Source organism: Microbacterium pollutisoli, assembly GCF_053586795.1.
Window position 1 is genome coordinate 277843 of sequence record NZ_JBNYWT010000001.1, and the last position, 20021, is coordinate 297863.

Sequence of the window (20021 nt, forward strand, 5' to 3'; positions counted from 1 at the left end):
TCAGGCGACCGGGAGGCCGATCGCGACATCACGCGGGCGCACGGGCGCCGGCAACGTGGTCTCCCCCATAAGGTACCCGTCAATCGCCGCGGCGGCCGCACGGCCCTCCGCGATGGCCCAGACGATGAGCGACTGGCCGCGCCCGGCGTCGCCGGCGACGAACAGCCCCGGCAGGGTCGTCGCGTACTGGTCGTCGCGTGCGAGGGCGCCCCGATCGGTGAAGGACACGCCCAGCTGGTCGTCCAGCGCGTCGCGCTCGGGGCCGGTGAAGCCCATGGCGATCAGCACGAGGTCGGCGGGGATCTCCCGCTCGGTGCCGGGCTTGGGCACGCGGCGGCCGTCAACGTACTCGGTCTCGGCGACCCGCAGCGCACGGACCTCGCCGGAGCCGTTGTCGAGGAAGGCGACGGTGGATGCCAGATAGGCGCGTTCGCCGCCCTCCTCGTGCGCGGACTGCACTTCGAACACCTGCGGGGCCATGGGCCAGGGCTGGTGCTCGGGACGCTCGTCCGGCGGCCGCACGCCGATGGCGAGGTTCGTGACGCTCAGTGCGCCGTGACGGTGGGCGGTGCCGATGCAGTCGGCACCGGTGTCGCCGCCGCCGATGACGACGACGTGCTTGCCCTCGGCGTGGATCTGGTTGGGCACCGCGTCCCCGGCGACCGCCTTGTTCGACTCGACGAGGTACTCCATCGCGAAGTGCACCCCGGCCAGGTCGCGGCCGGGGATCGGCAGATCGCGCGGCACGGTCGACCCGGTCGCCACCAGGACGGCGTCGTAGCGGGCGCGCAGATCGCTCCAGCTGATGTCGACCCCGATCTCGACGCCGGCGCGGAACCGGGTGCCCTCGTCCTGCATCTGCCGCAGACGCTGCTCGACGAGGCGCTTCTCCATCTTGAAGTCCGGGATGCCGTAGCGCAGCAGCCCGCCGATGCGGTCGTCGCGTTCGTACACGGCCACGGTGTGACCGGCGCGGGTGAGCTGCTGGGCGGCGGCCAGACCCGCCGGCCCCGACCCGACGACGGCCACGGTCTTCCCCGTGAGCCGGGCCGGCGGCTGCGGCTGGACCCAGCCGTGGCTCCAGGCGTCGTCGGCGGTGGACACCTCGATCTGCTTGATGGTCACCGGGGGCTGGTTGATGCCGAGCACGCACGCGCTCTCACACGGCGCCGGACACAGGCGCCCGGTGAACTCGGGGAAGTTGTTCGTCGCGTGCAGGCGTTCGATCGCGGCACGCCCCTCCCCGCGCCACATGAGATCGTTCCACTCCGGGATGAGGTTGCCCAGCGGGCACCCCTGGTGGCAGAACGGCACACCGCAGTCCATACAGCGTCCGGCCTGGCGGCGCAGCACGGCCGAGTCGCCCGGCTCGTACACTTCCTTCCAGTCCATGATGCGCACCGATACCGGTCGGCGCGGGGGCAGTTCGCGTTCAGTGGTCTTCAGGAATCCCTTCGGATCAGCCACCGGTCACCTCCAGGATGCGGGTCCAGACGACATCGCTGTCGGGGTCCAGCCCCTCGGCGGCCGCCTGTTGGCGGGTGTTCATGACGGCGGCGAAGTCGCGCGGCACGACCTTGACGAAGTTCGCGGCCTCGAGGTCGATGTCGTCGAGCAGGCGCGCGGCCAGCGTCGAATCGGTCTCGGCGATGTGCTGCGCGAGCAGGTCCCGCAGGATCTCGACGTCGCCCGACCCGAGCTCGGTCAGCGCGAGCTCGCCACTGGCGAGCGCCTCGCGGTTGACGAGGTAGCGGTTTAGCCGGTACACGTACGCGGTCCCGCCCGACATCCCGGCGCCCAGGTTGCGCCCGGTGCTGCCGAGGATGACGGCCAGCCCTCCGGTCATGTACTCCAGGGCGTGGTCGCCGACGCCTTCGACGACGGCGGTGGCGCCCGAGTTGCGCACCAGGAACCGCTCCCCCACCACGCCGCGCAGGAACATGGTGCCCTGCGTGGCGCCGTAGCCGATCACATTGCCGGCGATGACGTTGCGCGACGCGTCGAACCGTGCCGCGCGCGGCGGGCGCACCACGATCTGCCCGCCGGACAGGCCCTTGCCGACGTAGTCGTTGGAGTCGCCCTCCAGACGCAGTGTGATGCCGGCCGGCAGGAACGCCCCGAAGGACTGACCGGCCGAGCCGGTGAGGTTGATCTCGATCGACCCGGAGGGCAGCCCGTGCTCGCCGTGGGCGCGCGTGACGTGGTTGCCCAGCAGCGTGCCGACGGCCCGCTCCGTGTTGCGGATCGGCAGGTCGATCGCGAAGTGGCCGCCGTGGGCGATGACGTCGCGGGCCTGCGCGATGATCGGCACGTCGAAGTGCTGCTCGAGCTCGTGGTCCTGATCGCGCTGGTGGCGCCGCGGGACGTCGTCCGCGAAGGCGGGGCCGCGCAGGATCGGGGTCAGATCGAGCCCGTCCGCCTTCCAGTGCTCGATCGCCCGGTTCACGTCCAGCAGCTCGCTGTGGCCGACCGCCTCCTCGAGCGACCGGAAGCCGAGCTCGGCGAGGTACTCGCGGACCTCCTGGGCGATGAACTCCATGAAGTTCACGACGAACTCCGGCTTGCCGCTGAACCGCCGGCGCAGCACGGGGTTCTGCGTGGCCACGCCGACGGGGCAGGTGTCGAGGTGACACACGCGCATCATGATGCAGCCCTCGACCACCAGCGCGGTGGTCGCGAAACCGAACTCCTCGGCGCCCAGCAGCGCCGCGATGACCACGTCACGACCGGTCTTGAGCTGGCCGTCGGCCTGCACGACGACGCGGTCGCGCATGTCGTTGAGCATGAGCGTCTGCTGCGTCTCGGCCAGGCCCAGCTCCCACGGGGTGCCCGCGTGCTTGAGCGAGTTGAGCGGGCTCGCCCCGGTGCCGCCGTCGTGACCCGACACGAGGATGACGTCGGCGAGGGCCTTCGCAGTGCCGGCGGCGACCGCGCCGATGCCCGACTGGCTCACGAGCTTCACGTGCACGCGGGCGGCCGGGTTGGCGCGCTTCAGGTCGAAGATGAGCTGCTTGAGGTCTTCGATCGAGTAGATGTCGTGGTGGGGCGGTGGCGAGATGAGACCCACACCGGGCGTGCCGCCGCGGGTGCGCGCGATCCACGGGTACACCTTCGCAGGCGGAAGCTGCCCGCCCTCACCGGGCTTGGCTCCTTGCGCGAGCTTGATCTGGATGTCGTCGGCGTGCGTCAGGTACATGCTGGTGACGCCGAAGCGGCCCGAGGCGACCTGCTTGATGGCGCTGCGCCGCTCGGGGTCCAGCAGGCGCTCGACGTCCTCGCCGCCCTCCCCCGTGTTGGACTTGGCGCCCAGACGGTTCATCGCGATCGCGAGGGTCTCGTGCGCTTCCTTCGAGATCGAGCCGTAGCTCATCGCCCCGGTCGAGAAGCGCTTCACGATCTCCGACACCGGTTCGACCTCGTCGATCGGCACCGGCGGGCGCTGGCCGGTGCGCAGCTCGAACAGCCCGCGCAGCGTCTTCAGTTGCGCCGCCTGGTCGTCGACCAGCCGCGTGTACTCGCGGAAGATGTCGTAGCGCCGCGTGCGCGTCGAGTGCTGAAGCCGGAACACCGTGTCGGGGGTGAACAGGTGCGGCGCGCCGTCACGACGCCACTGGTACTCGCCGCCGGTCCACAGCCGCTCGTGGGCGCGGGCGGCGGCGTCCTCGGGGTAGGCGAAGTCGTGCCGCGCCTGGTTCTCCTCGGCGATCTCGCGGATGCCGATGCCGCCGAGCTTGGTCTCGGTGCCGGTGAAGTACTTGTCGATGAACGACTGCGACAGGCCGATCGCCTCGAAGACCTGCGCGCCGGCGTAGGACGACACGGTCGAGATGCCCATCTTGGACATGATCTTCAGCACGCCCTTGCCCAGCGCGTAGATGAGGTTCTTCACTGCGCGTTCGGGCGTGATTCCGGTGATGAACCCGGCACGCACGAGGTACTCGACCGTCTCCATGGCCAGATACGGGTTGACCGCCGAAGCGCCGTAGCCGATGAGGGTCGCGACGTGGTGGACTTCGCGCACGTCGCCGGCCTCGACCACCAGGCCCACCTTCATGCGGTTCTCGCGCCGGATCAGGTGATGGTGGATGGCGGAGACCATCAGCAGCGACGGCACCGGGACGAGGTCCTTGTTGGAGTCGCGGTCGCTGAGGATGAGGAACTCGGCGCCGCCGGCGATGGCCGCGTCGACCTCGTCGTACATCTCCTCGAGCCGCGCTTCGAGTGCGTCGGGGCCCTGGTCGAAGTGGTACAGCCCGCGGATGATGGCCGACCGCCGCCCGGGCAGCGCCTTGTCGATGTTCTGGAGTTTGGCCAGCTCGTCGTTGTCGATCACCGGGAAGTCCAGTGTGATCGAGCGCGCGTGGTCGGGTCCCCACGAAAGCAGGTTGCGCTCCGGACCCAGGCCCAGCCCGAGCGAGGTGACGACCTCTTCGCGGATGGAGTCCAGCGGCGGGTTGGTGACCTGCGCGAACTGCTGGGTGAAGTAGTCGAACAGCAGGCGCGGGCGGTCGCTGAGGACGGCGACCGGGGTGTCCGAGCCCATGGCACCCAGCGGCTCGGTGCCGTTCTGCCCCATCGGGGTCAGCAGGATCCGCACTTCCTCCTCGGTGTACCCGAAGGTGCGCTGACGACGGGTGATCGAGGCGATCGGGTGCACGATGTGCTCCCGCTCGGGCAGATCCCGCAGGCGCACGCGCCCGTCGTCCAGCCACTGCTGCCAGGGCTCCATCGCGGCCAGGTCGGCCTTGATCTCCTCGTCCTCGATGATGCGGCCCTGCGCCGTGTCGACCAGGAACATGCGTCCCGGGCTCAGCCGGCCGCGGCGCTTGATGCGCTCGGGTTCGATGTCGAGCACGCCGGTCTCGCTGCCCACGACGATCAGGCCGTCGGTGGTCTCGGTCCAGCGGCCCGGACGCAGACCGTTGCGGTCGAGGGTGGCGCCCACGACGGTGCCGTCGGTGAAGATGAGGGCGGCCGGCCCGTCCCAGGGCTCCATCTGCATCGAGTGGTACTCGTAGAACGCGCGCAGGTCCGGCGCGATGTCGGCCTGCTTCTCGTAGGCCTCGGGCACCATCATCATGATGGCGTGCGGCAGGCTCCGCCCGGTCAGGGTGAGCAGCTCGAGCACCTCGTCGAACGAGGCGGAGTCACTGGCGCCGGGCGTGCAGATCGGCAGCAGCGGGGCGATGTCGCCGAGCAGTTCGGATTCGAGCTGCGACTGCCGGGCCCGCATCCAGTTGCGGTTGCCGCCGACGGTGTTGATCTCGCCGTTGTGCGCGAGCATGCGCAGCGGCTGCGCGAGCGGCCACGACGGGAAGGTGTTCGTGGAGTAGCGCGAGTGCACGACGGCCAGTTCGCTCGCGAAGCGCTCGTCCTGCAGATCCGGGTAGAACGGCTCCAGCTGGAGAGTGGTGACCATGCCCTTGTAGCCGATAGTGCGGCTCGAAAGGGAAACAAAATACGCGCCCAACTCATGCTGGGCGCGTTTGCGGAGCCGATACGTACGGCGGTCGAGTTCCACACCGGACATCGCCGGCGCACCGCCGATGGCGGGGCGGGACAGGAACAGCTGCTCGAGCGCGGGTCGCGCGTCGTAGGCGAGCTTGCCCAGCTGCGCCTCGTCGGTGGGCACGACACGCCAGCCGAGGACGGTCAGTCCTTCGGCGGCGGCGAGCTTCTCGATGGCGGCCTTCAGCTCGGCGCGCGCATCGTCGGCCAGCGGCAGGAACGCGATGCCCGCGGCGTACTCGCCGACGGCGGGCAGCTCGAAGTCGACGACGGCGCGCAGGAACGCGTCCGGCATCTGGGTGAGGATTCCCGCGCCGTCGCCGGTGCCGGCGTCGGAGCCGATGGCACCGCGGTGTTCGAGGTTGCGCAGCGCCGTCAGCGCCAGCGACACGATGTCGTGGCCCGGCGTGCCGCGCAGGGTGGCGACCATCGCCAGCCCGCAGGCGTCCTTCTCGAACGCGGGGTTGTACATGCCCTGCTTGGCGGGCAGGCCCGGCGGACCGGCGGTGAGTGCGGGGCTCAGATTCGAGGCCATACGTTCCGTCCTCTGGAAGTTGCGTGCAATGGGGACGTCGTCGGCCCTGCGTGGATTACTTCGAGATGTCCTTGCTTGTGGCTGCGACGCTCGCCGGCTCGGGTGCGGGAGGCTCGCTGACATCCACGAAGTCGTCAGTGTCCTGCGATTGTACAGCCCCTTCGGGCGTCCACTCACGTCCCGCGACATACGGTGACGGTTCGATGCCGGGGTGCCGGCGCTTCTGGGCCATCATGATGACCAGGCCCAGCACGACACCGAGGATGGCCGCCCACACGTTCGTGCGCAGGCCCAGGATGATGTCGCTGGGGTCGATGCGGATCGATTCCCACACGATGCGCCCAGCGCTGTACCAGACCAGGTAGAGACCGAACAGGCGCCCCCACTGCAGACCCAGTCTGCGGCCGGCCCACAGCAGCACGAGTACGCCCAGCACGTTCCAGACCACCTCGTAGGCAAACGTCGGGTGGAACAGCGTGTCGTCGGCCAGCCCCGGGGGGAAGGCCGGGTTGTCGGGGCTGATCTCCAGCCCCCACGGCAGGTCGGTGGGCAGGCCGAACAGCTCCTGGTTGAACCAGTTGCCGAACCGTCCGATCGCCTGCGCGAGCAGCAGTCCCGGGGCCAGCGCGTCGGCGAAGGTCCAGAAGCGGATGCCGGTCCACTTGCAGCCCAGCCACGCGCCGACGGCGCCGCCGATGAGCGAGCCGTAGATGGCGATGCCGCCGTCCCAGACGTTCCAGATCGCGTCCTGCTCGAACGGGTTCCACCACTGCCTTCCGGCGGCGAAGTAGAAGTCGAAGTGCGTGAAGACGTGGTACAGCCGGGCGACGATGATCGCCAGCGGCACGGCCAGCAGCGAGATGTCGATGACGACCCACGGCTCGGCACCGCGCTTGGTGAGGCGGTGGTTGGTCATCAGTGCCGCCACGATGATGCCCGTGAGGATGCACAGCGCGTAGAAGTGGATCGTCAGCGGGCCGATCTGGAACGAGCTGATCGACGGTGACGGAAGGGACGCGATGACCGGGAGTGCGGAGAAAGTCACGTCCGCGAGTCTAGTTGCCCGGGGCGGATGCCGGTGACGCGGCCAGTGCGGCCGTCGTGGCGGCGAGCTGTTCCAGTCCGCCGTCGCGCAGTGCGCGCACCAGCGCCGTCCCCACGATCGCACCGTCGGCGTACTCCCACACGCCTTCGACGTGCTCGCGTGAGGAGATGCCGATGCCGACGCACGCGTGCAGCTTTCCGTGCTGCCGCAGCCGGGACACCAGGGTGCGGGCGGCGGCGTCCAGCTCGGCGCGTTCGCCGGTGATGCCCATGGTCGACACCGCGTACACGAACCCGGTCGTGTTCCGGGCGATCATCTCGAGCCGCTCGTCGGTCGAGGTGGGTGCGGCCAGGAAGATGCGGTCCAGCCCGGTGCGCTCGGACGCGGCGATCCACTCGCCGGCGGCCTCGGGGGTGATGTCGGGCGTGATCAGCCCCGCTCCCCCGGCGGCGAGCAGGTCGTCCGCGTAGCGGTCGACGCCGTACTGCAGCACCGGGTTCCAGTACGTCATGACGACCACGGGCACGTCCGTGCGCGCGGTGATCTCCCGCACGGCGGTGAAGGTGTCGTGCAGCCGGAACCCGCCGGCGAGGGCGGCCTGGGTGGCCTCCTGGATGACGGTGCCGTCCATGACGGGGTCGGAGTACGGCGGACCGAGTTCGATGACGTCCGCGCCGTTGTCCGCCAGGGTGACGGCGGCTTCGATGCTGGTGGCCAGATCGGGGAAGCCCAGCGGCAGGTAGCCGACGAACGCCCCGCGTCCGGCGGCGTGTGCGGCGTCGATGGCGGCGGCGACGCGGCTCACAGCTTCGTCCCCTCGCCCTTGGCGGTGGCAGCGGGCTCGGCGCTCTCGACGGGCTCGGCGCCCTCGTCGTACAGCCGGAACCAGCGTGCGGCGGTGTCCATGTCCTTGTCCCCTCGGCCCGACAGGCACACGGCGATGATCGCATCCGGGCCCAGCTCACGGCCCAGGCGCAGGGCCCCGGCCAGCGCGTGCGCCGATTCGATCGCGGGGATGATCCCCTCGGTGCGGCTGAGCAGCCGCAGCGCCTCCATGGCCTCGGTGTCGGTGGCCGGGATGTACTCGGCGCGTCCGATCGAGGCCAGCCACGAGTGCTCGGGGCCCACGCCCGGGTAGTCCAGTCCGGCCGAGATCGAGTGCGATTCGATGGTCTGGCCGTCCTCGTCCTGCAGCACGAAGGTCTTCGCGCCGTGCAGCACCCCGGGACGGCCGCGTTCGATCGACGCGGCGTGCTTGTCGGTGTCGACGCCGTCACCGGCGGCCTCGACGCCGTACAGCTTGACGGACTCGTCGTCGAGGAAGGCGTCGAACATCCCGATGGCGTTCGAGCCGCCGCCGACACAGGCGACGACGGCGTCGGGCAGGCGTCCGGTCTCCTCGAGCAGCTGCGCGCGTGCCTCTTCGCCGATGATCTTCTGGAAGTCGCGCACCATCGCCGGGAACGGGTGCGGTCCGGCGGCGGTGCCGAAGATGTAGTTGGTCGTCTCGACGCTGGCGACCCAGTCGCGGTAGGCGTCGTTGATGGCGTCCTTCAGCGTGCGCGAGCCGGTCGTCACCGCGACCACCTCGGCACCCAGCAGTCGCATGCGGGCGACGTTGAGCGCCTGGCGCTGGGTGTCGACCTCGCCCATGTAGATCGTGCACTCCAGACCGAACAGGGCCGCGGCGGTGGCCGTGGCGACCCCGTGCTGACCGGCACCGGTCTCGGCGATGACCCGCGTCTTGCCCAGCCGCTTGGTCAGCAGCGCCTGGCCGAGCACATTGTTGATCTTGTGCGAACCGGTGTGGTTGAGGTCTTCGCGCTTGAGGAAGACCCGGGCGCCGCCGACGTGCTCGGCGAACCGGGGCACCTCGGTGATCGCCGAGGGGCGGCCCGCATAGGAGTGCAGCAGTGCGGACAGCTCCGCGGTGAAGGCGGGATCGGCGATGGCCGCCTCGTACTCGGTGGTGAGTTCGTCGATCGCGGCGATGAGCGACTCGGGCATGTACCGGCCGCCGAACTCGCCGAAGAACGGTCCCTTGGCGTCGCGCAGGCTCATGATCCGGCCTCCAGGAAGGACTGCAGGGTGGTGACGGGGTCGCTCGTGACCAGTGCCTCGCCGATCAGGACGACGTCGGCTCCCGCGGCGCGGTAGTGCGCGACGTCGGCGGGGGCGAGCACCGCCGACTCGGCGATCTTGACGGCCTGCTCCGGCAGGTGCTCGACGAGTCGGCCGAACAGGTCGCGGTCGAGCTGGAAGGTGGACAGGTCGCGCGCGTTCACGCCGACCAGTCGGGCGTCGATGTCGGCGGCACGGTGCACTTCGTCGAGCGAGTGGGTCTCGACCAGCGCGGTCATGCCCAGCTCCCCCACGAGCGTGTGCAGCGCCGTGAGCCGGGCCTGGTCGAGGGCGGCCACGATGAGCAGCACGATGTCGGCGCCTGCGGCGCGCGCCTCGAGCACCTGGTATTCGGTGGCGATGAAGTCCTTGCGCAGCACCGGGAGCGAGACGGCGGCACGGACGGCTTCCAGGTCGGCGAGGCTGCCTTTGAACTTGCGGCCCTCGGTGAGCACCGAGATGGCGGACGCGCCGCCCTGTTCGTACCGGGTGGCCTGCAGGGCCGGGTCGGGGATGGCGGCGAGGTCGCCGCGGGACGGGCTCGCGCGCTTGACTTCCGCGATGATCTTCACCCGGTCCGCCGGCGCCAGCGCCGCGAGGGCATCGAGGGCGGGCGGCTGTGCGAGCGCGCGGCGCTCGACGGCATCGTACGGCTCGGTGAGCCGGCGCTCTTCCGCATCCTGAACGGCGCCGGCCGTCAGGTCGGCGAGCACGTCAGTGGGCTTTCGGCGTGTACTTGGATCCGCCGACGCCGTACCCGGCGCGTGCCATGCCCCAGCCGACGAGAAGGCCGACGACCAGCAGTGCGGCCGAGGCCCACACCAGGGCGGGCATGTCGAGGAAGAAGAACAGGGTGCCCAGGGACACCGCGATGAGCATGATCACGACGGCCGTCCAGGCTGCCGGGGAGTGTCCGTGACCGGGGTCGCCGATGGGGTTGCTCATTGTTCTCCTTCGCGTGCCGAGGCGGACGATGCCCGCTCGGCCCAGTCTAGCGGGGTGTGCGGTCGGGCAGCGGCACCGGTCACGCCGTCGGGTCCTCGCCGCGGCTGAGGTCGTCCCACGAGTCGATCGCGTCGTGCGGTCGGGAGCCGGCCGGGCCCGCCGGGGCGGCCGGGTCGGTGCGGAACCGTCGTCCCGAACGCCCCCACGTGTGCGCGGTGGCGAGCGTGAACGCGCCGCCGAGTGCGAGCACGGCCCCGGCGACGACGGTGACCGTCGGCCACGGCGTCACGGTCACCTCCTCGACGAGCCCGGCCACGGTGGCGGAGCCGCTGAGCCCGGTCGCCTCGGTCACCGTAGCGGCGAACGCCGACACGGGCGGACCGGTCACGATCTGCACGGCGCCGACGAGCAGGGTCACGCCGATCGCCACCGCGAGCACGCCGAAGATCCAGCGCAGCGCGCGGCCCACGATCGACAGGGCCAGTGCCAGGGCAAGGCCCGCCAGACTGAGGGGCGCCAGCAACGGCAGCGCGGTGGCGCCGTCGACCGCCAGCACCGGATGGCTGCCCTCCCGCAGCGTGACGTCGAGCCAGGTCTGCGTCGAGCCGATCAGGGCGACGGCCGCGGCGACCAGCAGCACCGTCACGGCGACCAGGCGTGCACGGGTCAGCAGAGGGGATGCCATGGCGAAGACCTTCCTGTCACTTCCCGGTCGGAGCCGTCAGGCAGCATGCGGCGCCGCCCCGGGCGGTGAGCACGGTCCGGCCGGTCGCGTCGTGCCAGGTGCCGGAGAAATCGGTGCCGGCACTGCGCACCGTGTACCCGCCGAAGGTCATGCCCTCGACGGAGACGGGCTGTCCGTCGCGGCGGATGGTCAGATGCACGTGCTCGAAGGTGGAGCCGCCGCCGCACGGCAGCGTCTGGGCGGTGTCGCCGAGGTAGGTGCCCGCCGGCACGGTCGTGCCGACGAGGTCGCGCTGCTCGTTCTCCAGGTGGTAGTACGTCGACTGCCACCCGGCCGCGTGCTGCACGCCGAGGTAGCTCTTGCTGCCGCACCGGTACAGGTAGACGGTGCCGTCGGCGATCGTGACCACGCGCTCGGATGCGGTGCGGTACGGGCCGAAGTCGAGGGAGCCGCGCGCGCCCTGGTTCGATCCCAGGGAGGTGTGCGGACCGCCGGCCGACCAGCGCTGGCCGGCTTCGAACGGCAGACCCCAGATCGGTGCGTCGCGACCGGTCATCGTCGCCCACCGGATCGCCCCGCGGCCGGTCTGCAGACTCACCTCGCCGTCGTCCCCGACCCGCAGCTGCACCGCGGCGGTTCCGCCCGTGCTGGACTGCCAGCGCACCTTCCCCGTGGTGCCGAACAGGACGAGGTTGCCGTCGGCGCGGATCCGCAGCACTGCGGGATCGGCGGTCGTCGTCCGCGAGCGCCAGGTGACGGCGCCGTCGACGGCGACGCTGAGCTCTCCGTTGCCGGCGACGCAGAAGCGGGTCGTCGCATCGCGCGAGGTGAGGCACGACCCGGGCCTCAGCTCGGTACCGCTGGTGAGCCGGTCGCCGGAGGCGGCCGGGTGGGCGACCCCGAAGTCCTGCACGAGCGTCTCGACACCCGCGGAGATCGCGCCCGTGCCGCCGAGCACGACGACCTTCGTCGGCGACAGTCGCCACAGCGCCGCGCCGGTGGCTTCGCTCAGGGCCGTCGGCGGGGTCAGCAGCACCGGCGCTCCCGCGGCGGCGGCCGCGCCCGACAGCGCGTCGGGGAACGTCGCGCCGCTGGCGAGGAACGCGGTGGGGACGCCCGTGCCGAACTCCTGCGCGATGGCGGCAGAGGTCGCATACCGGTCGATGCCGCCCAGCCGGTCGGCGGCACGTCCGGCCGCGCGGGCGGCGGCGTCGGCGACGGCCGGCGAGACCGCCGCGGTGCCGCCCAGCACGATCAGCCGCCGCGGCTTGAGGCGCTGCAGTTCCGCCGTCACCGTGGCCGGGACGGCGCGCGCGGTCGTCAGCAGGACGGGTCCGCCGAGCCGGGCGGCCAGGGCTGCGCCGCTGAGCGCATCGGGGAACAGTTCGCCGCTGGCGAGGAAGGCGACGGGGGCGCCGGGGCGGAAGGTCGCCGCGCTGACCCGGGCCGACGTCTCGTACCGGTCCTTGCCGTCGAGCCGTTCGACCGGCCCCGCGGTGTAGGCGGCGAGGGCGCTGTGCACCTGCGGCGACACGGCGCCTTCGCCACCGAGCACGACGATGCGCTGCGGCTGGAGGCGACCCAGTTCGTCGGTGATCGCCCCCGGCAGCGCTGTCGGCGTGGTCAGCAGCACCGGACCGGCCTGGGCGGCGGCGGCCGCCGAACCGCTCAGCGCGTCCGGGAACAGCTCGCCGCTGGCGATGAACGCGACCGGCGCACCCTGCGCGAAGGTGACGGCGCTCACGGCCGCCGACGTTTCGTAGCGGTCCGCGCCGGCGAGCCGGGTGACCTGACCGGGCGCAGCCGTGGCCACACCGGCATCCAGTGCGACGGTGCCGGCGGCGACCACCGTCGCGATCGCGAGGGTACTCAGAGCGCGGCGCAGCCGTCCCGTCACGGCGCTCCCACGACGGGGGTCAGGTCGTCGGCGTCGAAGCAGGTGCGGTCACCGGTGTGGCAGGCCGCGCCGATCTGCTCGACGGTGATCAGCAGGGTGTCGCCGTCGCAGTCGAGGCGCGCGCCCTTGACGAACTGGGCGTGCCCCGAGGTGTCGCCCTTGCGCCAATACTCCTGCCGCGACCGCGACCAGAAGGTCACCCGGCCCTCGGTCAGGGTGCGGCGCAGGGCCTCGGCGTCCATCCAGCCCAGCATGAGCACCTCGCCGGTGCCCTCCTGCTGGATGATGGCGGGCACGAGGCCGTCGGCGTTGAACACGACCCGGTCGAGGCGCACGTCGGCGGTCATCGCACCTCCACCCCCTCGGCGGCCAGCGCCTGCTTGACGTCGCCGATGGTGAGCTGGCCGGAGTGGAAGACCGAGGCGGCCAGCACGGCGTCGGCGCCCGCGTGCACCGCCGGTGCGAAGTGCGCGGCATCCCCCGCACCGCCCGAGGCGATCACCGGCACCGAGGACACCTCGCGCATGAGACGCACCAGCTCGAGGTCGAAGCCGTCCTTGGTGCCGTCGGCGTCGATGGAGTTGACCAGCAGCTCGCCCGCGCCGCGCTCGATCGCCTCGCGTGCCCAGGTGAGGGCGTCGAGCGAGGTGAGGGTGCGGCCGCCGTGGGTGGTGACGGCGAAGCCGGACGGCGTGCCCGGGGCGCGCTTGACGTCGAGGGAAAGCACGAGCACCTGGGCGCCGAACCGGTCGGCGATCTCGTCGATCAGCTCCGGCCGGGCGATGGCGGCGGAGTTGACCCCGACCTTGTCGGCACCCACGCCCAGCAGCCGGGCGACGTCGTCGGTCGAGCGCACTCCCCCGCCCACGGTCAGCGGGATGAACACCTCTTCGGCCGTGCGGCGCACGACGTCGTAGGTCGTGGCGCGGTCGTCGACGGTCGCGGTGACGTCGAGGAAGGTCAGCTCGTCGGCGCCCTGCTCGAAGTAGCGTCGCGCGAGTTCGACCGGGTCGCCCATCTCACGGAGGTTCTCGAAGTTGACGCCCTTGACGACCTTTCCGTCGGCGACGTCCAGGCACGGGATGACGCGGCAGGCGAGGGTCATCACAGCCTCGCGTTGTGGATCGCGGTGACCAGAATCGCCCGGGCCCCGATCTTGTAGAGGGAGTCCATGACCTGGTTGACCGTCGCGCGGGGGGTCATCACGCGCACCGCGACCCAGTCGGGGTCACGCAGCGGCGAGATGGTGGGCGACTCGATGCCCGAGGCGATGGTGATCGCCTTGTCCACGAGGTGGGCCGGCAGGTCGTAGTCGATGAGCACGTAGCGGCGGGCGACCATGACGCCGCGCAGACGCCGGAGCAGGATGTCGGTGCCGTCCGCCTCCTGCGGGGAGCGGATCAGCACGGCTTCGGACTCCAACAGGACGGGGCCGAAGATCTCCAGGCCGGCCTGGCGCAGCGTCGTGCCGGTCGATACGACGTCGGCGACCGCGTCGGCCACGCCGAGCTCGACGGCCGACTCGACGGCGCCGTCGAGCGGCACGAGGTCCACCGCGACGCCGTGCTCGTCGAGGTACGCGTCGACCAGGCCCGGGTAGGCGGTCGCGACGCGCACACCGTCGAGGTCGGCCAGGTCGCTGAAGCGTCCGGGGGGCCCCGCGAAGCGGAACGTCGAGGAGCCGAAGCCGAGCTGCTCGATCTCGAGGGCTCCCGGCATCCGCGCGTCCAGCAGCAGGTCACGGCCGGTGATGCCCACGTCGAGGGCGCCCGACCCGACGTAGGTGGCGATGTCCTTGGGGCGCAGGTAGAAGAACTCGACCTCGTTGACGGGGTCGATGACGTGCAGGTCCTTGGGGTCGCGGCGACCGGTGTACCCGGCCTCGGCCAGCATCTCGGAGGCGGTCTCGGCGAGCGATCCCTTGTTCGGCACAGCGATTCGCAGCATGTCGCGGGCTTTCGTGTCGTGGCGGTGGGGGTCAACGGGCGTGATCAGAGATGTCGGTACACGTCCTCGAGGGTCAGCCCCTTCGCGACCATCAGCACCTGCAGGTGGTACAGCAGCTGCGAGATCTCCTCCGCCGTCTCGGCGTCGGACTGGTATTCGGCGGCCATCCACACCTCGGCGGCCTCCTCGACGATCTTCTTGCCGGTCGCGTGGACACCGCGGTCGAGCTGCGCGACCGTGCCGGAGCCTTCCGGGCGTGCAGCGGCGATGGCGGTGAGCTCAGCGAACAGCCCGTCGAACGTCTTCACCCTGACAGGCTACCGGTCGCCGGAGCCGACGGACGCCGCCGGAGGTCAATGCCGGTGTGCGGCGGCGGCCCCCGCGCGCAGCGCCGCGATGGCCTGCTCGGGGTCGTCGGCGCCGAACACCGCGGAGCCGGCCACGAACGTGTCGGCGCCGGCCTCGGCGGCCTGACCGATGGTGGCCGGGCCGATGCCGCCGTCGACCTGCAGCCACACCTGCGAGCCGCGGCGGCGCGTCTCGGCCGACAGCCGGGCGAGCTTGGGCATCATGTCGACCATGAACCCTTGGCCGCCGAAGCCGGGCTCGACGGTCATGACCAGGATCTGGTCGAACTCGTCCAGCACATCGAACAGGCTCTCCACATCGGTGGCCGGCTTGACGGCCACGCCGGCACGCGCGCCGATCTGCCGCAGTCGGCGGGCGAGGGCGATCGGCTCGGCCGCCGCCTCGAGGTGGAACGTCACCGAGGCCGCGCCGATCTCGGCGTAGCCGGGTGCCCAGCGGTCGGGGTCCTCGATCATGAGGTGCACGTCCAGCGGCACGGGGCTGGTCGCCTGGATGCGCTCCACCATCTGCGGCCCGAAGGTCAGATTCGGCACGAAGTGGTTGTCCATCACGTCGACGTGCACGAAGTCGGCGGTCGCGATGCGGGCGAGTTCCGCCTGCATGTTCACGAAGTCGGCGGCCAGGATGCTCGGGTTGATGCGCGGGGTGTCTGCAGGCACGGGCCCAGCCTACTGACAAGACGGGCCGCGGACCCGGGCACCGGACGCGGGTCAGCGGTGCTGCAGGAGCGAGATCGACATCGCGTCGGTGCCGTGCCGGTGCGGCCACAGCTGGGCGCGGCCCGATCCGTCGGCGGGTGCGGGCAGGTCGAGTCTCTCGCCGACGACGGATGCCAGTGTCGCCCGCGCGTCGAGCTCGACGACCTCGTCGCCGAAGCGGTGGCGGATCTCGGCGAAGATGCCGGCCGTCTCGGCCAGGTGCGGGGAGCAGGTCACGTACGCGACGATGCCGCCCGGGGCGAGCGCCTCGACGGCCGCGGCGAGCAGCTCCCCCTGCAGTGCGGTCAGGTCCGGGAGGTCGGCGGGGCTCTTGCGCCACCGGGCCTCGGGGCGACGGCGCAGGGCACCCAGCCCGGTGCACGGGGCGTCGACGAGGATGCGGTCGTAGCGCCCGCGGCCGGCGCGCACCCGGCCGTCCTCCTCGGACACGGGCACCTCCAGCGGCACGCCCTCGACGGAGGCGCGCACGAGACCGGCGCGCACCGGGGACACCTCGTTCGCCTCGAGCGTGGCGCCGTGCGCGAGGGCTTCGGCGGCCAGCACGGCGGTCTTGCCGCCGGGGCCGGCGCACAGGTCGAGCCAGCGCTCGCCGCCGGTGACGGGCCGGGCGCGCGACAGCGCGAGGGCGGCCAGCTGCGAGCCTTCGTCCTGCACACGGATGCGACCGCCGGCCGCGGCGATGACCTGCTCGGGATCTCCCCCCTGGAGCCGGAAGCCGATCGGCGAGTAGGGCGTGCGCTGCGCATCCGCGGGCGCCTCGGCAAGGCCCGGCAGCGCGGCGAGGGTGACCGCCGGCGAGGCGTTGTCGGCGGTCAGGAACGCCTCGAGCTCCTCGGCCCGGCCCTCGGCCGCGAGTGCGCGCCGCACGGCGCGGATGACCCAGACCGGGTGCGCGTGCCGCAGGCCCAGGCGCTCGTCGTCCGAGCGGGCGGCGGCCTCGATGCGCGTCAGCCATTCGTCCGCGGTGCGCTCGCTGATGCGGCGCAGCACGGCGTTGGCGAACCCGGTCGCCTTCTTGCCCGCCGCGCGGCGGACGAGTTCCACCGTCTCGTGCACCGCGGCGTGCGGCGCGACGCGCGTGGCGAGCAGCTGGTGGGCGCCGATGCGGAGGGCGTCGCGCACCGGCGGGTCGATGGCCTCGATGGACCGGCCTGCCGCATCGGCGATGAGCGCGTCGTACGTGCCCTGCCGGCGCAGCGTGCCGTAGGTCAGCTCGGTGGCCAGCCCCGCATCGGCGGAGGTGAGCCCGGCCTGCCGCAGCTCGCGCGGCAGCAGCAGGTTGGCGTAGGCGCCCGACTCGTGGACGGCGCGGACCACCTCGTAGGCGACGATGCGCGCCGGATTCACGCCGTGCCTCCGGCAGCGGGCACATCGACGCGGGGGTCGTCCATCCGCAGGCCGCGCCACCAGTCGGCGGCCGACATGGGGCCCTTGCCGGCCGGCTGCACGGTCTTCAGCGCCACGGTGCCGTCGCCGGCGCCGACGACCACCTCGCGCCCGGCCAGGCCCAGCTCACCGGGAGCCAGCGGCAGATCGGGACCGCGGTGCGCGGCGAGCACCTTGAGCCGCTGTCCGCCGACGGTCGTGTGCGCCCCGGGCTCGGGGGTCGTGCCCCGGAACCGGTCGACGACGCGGTCGGCCGGTGCGGTGAAGTCCAGTGCCCCGTCGGCGATCGAAAGCTTCGGGGCGAAGGTCGGCGTGCCGGTCTGCGGGGTCGCGGTGGCGGTGCCGGCGTCGATGGCGTCGACCACTTCGGTCAGCAGGCCCGCGCCGGCGACGGCCAGGTCGTCGAGCACGTCGCCGGCGGTCGCGCCGCGCGGCACGTCGTAGCGGACCTCGGCGTACACGTCGCCGGCATCCAGGGCGGGCACCAGCCGGAACACGCTCGCGCCGGTGACCCGGTCGCCGGCGATGAGCGCGTGCTGCACCGGGGCGGCACCGCGCCAGGCGGGAAGGAGCGAGAAGTGCAGGTTGATCCAGCCGTGCCGCGGGAGCGACAGGAGCGGTTCGCGGACCAGGCCGCCGTAGGCGACGATCACCCCCAGGTCGGGGCGCAGCGCGTCGATGCGGGCGGTGGCTTCGTCGTCGAGCCGGTCGGCCTTGACGGTGGGCAGCCCCAGTTCGTCGGCGACGACGGCGACCGGCGAGGGGGTGAGCACGCGCTTGCGGCCCAGCGGCGCGTCGCGGCGCGTGACGACGCCGACGAGGTCGTGCGCGGTGGATGCCAGGGCGCGCAGCGACGGGACGGCCGGTGCCGGGGTCCCGGCGAAGACGATGCGCATGGGACTCCTCACAGATCGAGCTCGGGCACGTCGAGCCGCACCCTGAGTGTAGTCGGCGCCGTCGCGCCCTTCCCGCGCCGCCGGCCGCGGATCGCGTCGGCGACGACGGCCGCGCGCAGCTGTTCGGCGACGCGGCGGCCGAGCCCGTACTCGAAGCGCACGAGCGCCCGCACGCCGCCCTCGTCGACCGGCACGGGGCCGAGCACGGCCGCGGCGGGCAGCTCCGGGACCTCGTCGCGCAGCCGGGCCAGCGCGGCCTCGACGGCGGTCGCCGTGCCGGTGACGGCGGCCACGCGCACCACCGGCGGCATCAGCAGCGGCGCCCGGTCGGCCAGCTCGCTGCGCGCATAGGCGGCGTGGGTCCATGTCGCCAGCGCGCGTGCGATGGGCCCGGAGACGCCCACCAGGTGCACGGGAGCGCCGGGTGCGGCCAGAGCCCCGGCGTTCGACCACCAGCGCAGACACGACTCCCCCACCCGCAGCTGCTCGGCCATGAGCATCCGGTCGGCGTCGAGCAGGATCACCGCGCGGTATCCGCCGACCGCGGCCGGCTCCGCGCCGCGGGTCGCGATGACCAGGGCGGGTCGGTCCTCGACGCGGGACACCGGGTGGTCGCCGTCGGCGATGATGACGCGCGTGTTCGGGAACGCGCGGCCCAGCTCGTCGGCGGTGCGCTCGCTGCCCGACGACGCCATCCGCAGCCGGGACGACCGGCAGTTCGCACACGTCCAGTTCGGTGCGGACCGCCCGCACCAGGTGCAGTCCGGCACGGCGCCGGCCCGCCGCGCCCGCATGGGCCCGCCGCAGTGGGCGCAGTGCGCGGGCGTGCGACAGTCCGCGCACACCAGCACGGGGGCGTAGCCGGGGCGCGCGACCTGGATCAGCACGGGGCCGGCGGTCAGCGCCTCGCGGGCGGCGGCGAACGCGGCCGACGGCACCCGCTGGCCGCGGGACTCCCCCTCGCGGGTGGCCGACAGGATGACCCGGGGGCTCACCCGCCGGGCGGCGGGCAGATCACGCACCCAGCCCAGCTGCACGAGGCGTTCGACGTCGGTGGTGCGGGTGTGCCCGGCGAACACGAGCGCGCTGTGCTCGAGCTCCTGCCGCACCAGGGCGGCGTCCCGGGCGTGGATGCCGGGGCTCAGCGGTTCGGCCAGCAGGGGGTCGCCGTCGTCCCAGATGGCGACGGCGCCCACGGCGTGGGCCGGCGCGTACACGGTCGACCGGTTGCCGACGACGATGGCCGGTGCCGGGCTGAGCAGCCGCAGGTAGCCGGCGTAGCGTTCGGGGCCGGACCGGCGCGCGTCGTCACGCAGCACGGCCTCGTCGGGGGCGCGCCCTTCCAGTGCGGTCAGCAGCTGATCCTGGTCGCGCTGGTCGGGCACCACGAGCAGCGTGCTGCGCCCGGCGGCCAGGGTGGCCACCGCGATCGCCGCCAGCAGTTCGGCCCAGGCGCCGATCACCCGTTCGGCGGCGGGATGCGGCGGGGCGTCGACGGCGACCCGGTCGCCCGCCGCGATCGCGGCGGCCAGGCCCGGATAGACGTCCAGGACGTCGGCGGCCCACCGGCCGGCCTCGGCCGACACCACGGGCGCCGACACCGGGCCTGAGGCCAGCCACGCCTTCTCGGCGCGCACCATCCGCTTGGGGATCGCCAGACGCAGCACGTCGCCGGCCGATCCGGCGGCGCGGTCGGCGGCCTTGCGCGCGAGCGCGTACAGCTCGGGGGTGAGGGCGGCCACCGGGGAGACGACCGCGTCGATCTCCGACAGCGGCCGGTCGGGTTCGACGATCTCGCCCCGCTCGACGACCCAGCCCTCCACCACGCGCCCGGCGCTGCGCAGCGGCACCTTGACGCGCACGCCCGGCAGCGCCTCGTCGGCCAGCTCGGCGGGCACCGCGTAGTCGAACAGGCGGTCCAGCTGCGGCAGCGGCGAGTCGATGAGGACCCGGGCGACGGCGGTCACG

At 72.4% G+C, this 20021-nt stretch carries 17 protein-coding genes; all 17 read right to left on the reverse strand.

What is annotated here, in order from left to right; all coding sequences use genetic code 11:
• The 17 genes from ACQ143_RS01370 to ACQ143_RS01450 all read right to left on the reverse strand — a co-directional run bounded on the left by ACQ143_RS01370 (position 1) and on the right by ACQ143_RS01450 (position 20020).
• A complete protein-coding gene (locus ACQ143_RS01370) occupies positions 1-1467 on the reverse strand; it encodes a glutamate synthase subunit beta (RefSeq protein WP_449568929.1) in 1467 nt (488 codons plus the stop codon).
• Positions 1460-6043 carry a glutamate synthase large subunit gene (gene gltB / locus ACQ143_RS01375; RefSeq protein ID WP_449568930.1) on the reverse strand — a complete coding sequence of 1528 codons (4584 nt, stop codon included), beginning with the start codon at positions 6041-6043 and terminating at the stop codon, positions 1460-1462. Before gltB ends, ACQ143_RS01370 begins: the two co-directional genes overlap by 8 nt.
• Before the next feature lie 55 nt (positions 6044-6098).
• Positions 6099-7088, reverse strand: a complete 990-nt coding sequence (gene lgt / locus ACQ143_RS01380) for a prolipoprotein diacylglyceryl transferase (protein ID WP_449568931.1) — start codon at positions 7086-7088, stop codon at positions 6099-6101.
• Between the two features lie 10 nt (positions 7089-7098).
• The gene (trpA, locus tag ACQ143_RS01385) at positions 7099-7893 is read right to left on the reverse strand and encodes a tryptophan synthase subunit alpha (protein WP_449568932.1); all 795 of its coding nucleotides are present in this window, start codon (positions 7891-7893) and stop codon (positions 7099-7101) included.
• The gene (gene trpB / locus ACQ143_RS01390; RefSeq protein WP_449568933.1) at positions 7890-9149 is read right to left on the reverse strand and encodes a tryptophan synthase subunit beta; all 1260 of its coding nucleotides are present in this window, start codon (positions 9147-9149) and stop codon (positions 7890-7892) included. The genes trpA and trpB overlap by 4 nt, the downstream gene beginning before the upstream one ends.
• On the reverse strand, positions 9146-9922 hold the full coding sequence (gene trpC, locus ACQ143_RS01395) for an indole-3-glycerol phosphate synthase TrpC (protein WP_449568934.1): 777 nt from the start codon (positions 9920-9922) through the stop codon (positions 9146-9148). Before trpC ends, trpB begins: the two co-directional genes overlap by 4 nt.
• Position 9923: 1 nt before the next feature.
• Positions 9924-10154, reverse strand: a complete 231-nt coding sequence (locus ACQ143_RS01400; RefSeq protein ID WP_449568935.1) for a DUF6704 family protein — start codon at positions 10152-10154, stop codon at positions 9924-9926.
• Between the two features lie 79 nt (positions 10155-10233).
• On the reverse strand, positions 10234-10839 hold the full coding sequence (locus ACQ143_RS01405; RefSeq protein ID WP_449568936.1) for a Trp biosynthesis-associated membrane protein: 606 nt from the start codon (positions 10837-10839) through the stop codon (positions 10234-10236).
• A gap of 16 nt (positions 10840-10855) precedes the next feature.
• On the reverse strand, positions 10856-12736 hold the full coding sequence (locus ACQ143_RS01410; RefSeq protein WP_449568937.1) for a cell wall-binding repeat-containing protein: 1881 nt from the start codon (positions 12734-12736) through the stop codon (positions 10856-10858).
• The gene (gene hisI, locus ACQ143_RS01415) at positions 12733-13083 is read right to left on the reverse strand and encodes a phosphoribosyl-AMP cyclohydrolase (RefSeq protein WP_449568938.1); all 351 of its coding nucleotides are present in this window, start codon (positions 13081-13083) and stop codon (positions 12733-12735) included. Before hisI ends, ACQ143_RS01410 begins: the two co-directional genes overlap by 4 nt.
• A complete protein-coding gene (hisF, locus tag ACQ143_RS01420; RefSeq protein WP_449568939.1) occupies positions 13080-13841 on the reverse strand; it encodes an imidazole glycerol phosphate synthase subunit HisF in 762 nt (253 codons plus the stop codon). The genes hisI and hisF overlap by 4 nt, the downstream gene beginning before the upstream one ends.
• A complete protein-coding gene (gene hisG / locus ACQ143_RS01425) occupies positions 13841-14683 on the reverse strand; it encodes an ATP phosphoribosyltransferase (RefSeq protein WP_449568940.1) in 843 nt (280 codons plus the stop codon). Before hisG ends, hisF begins: the two co-directional genes overlap by 1 nt.
• A 44-nt stretch (positions 14684-14727) precedes the next feature.
• The gene (locus tag ACQ143_RS01430) at positions 14728-14991 is read right to left on the reverse strand and encodes a phosphoribosyl-ATP diphosphatase (RefSeq protein WP_449568941.1); all 264 of its coding nucleotides are present in this window, start codon (positions 14989-14991) and stop codon (positions 14728-14730) included.
• A 45-nt stretch (positions 14992-15036) separates the two neighbouring features.
• Positions 15037-15711, reverse strand: a complete 675-nt coding sequence (rpe, locus tag ACQ143_RS01435; RefSeq protein WP_449568942.1) for a ribulose-phosphate 3-epimerase — start codon at positions 15709-15711, stop codon at positions 15037-15039.
• A gap of 51 nt (positions 15712-15762) precedes the next feature.
• The gene (locus ACQ143_RS01440) at positions 15763-17118 is read right to left on the reverse strand and encodes an RsmB/NOP family class I SAM-dependent RNA methyltransferase (RefSeq protein WP_449568943.1); all 1356 of its coding nucleotides are present in this window, start codon (positions 17116-17118) and stop codon (positions 15763-15765) included.
• On the reverse strand, positions 17115-18053 hold the full coding sequence (fmt, locus tag ACQ143_RS01445) for a methionyl-tRNA formyltransferase (protein ID WP_449568944.1): 939 nt from the start codon (positions 18051-18053) through the stop codon (positions 17115-17117). Before fmt ends, ACQ143_RS01440 begins: the two co-directional genes overlap by 4 nt.
• A gap of 8 nt (positions 18054-18061) precedes the next feature.
• A complete protein-coding gene (locus ACQ143_RS01450) occupies positions 18062-20020 on the reverse strand; it encodes a primosomal protein N' family DNA-binding protein (protein ID WP_449568945.1) in 1959 nt (652 codons plus the stop codon).
• Between the last annotated feature and the right edge of the window lies 1 nt (position 20021).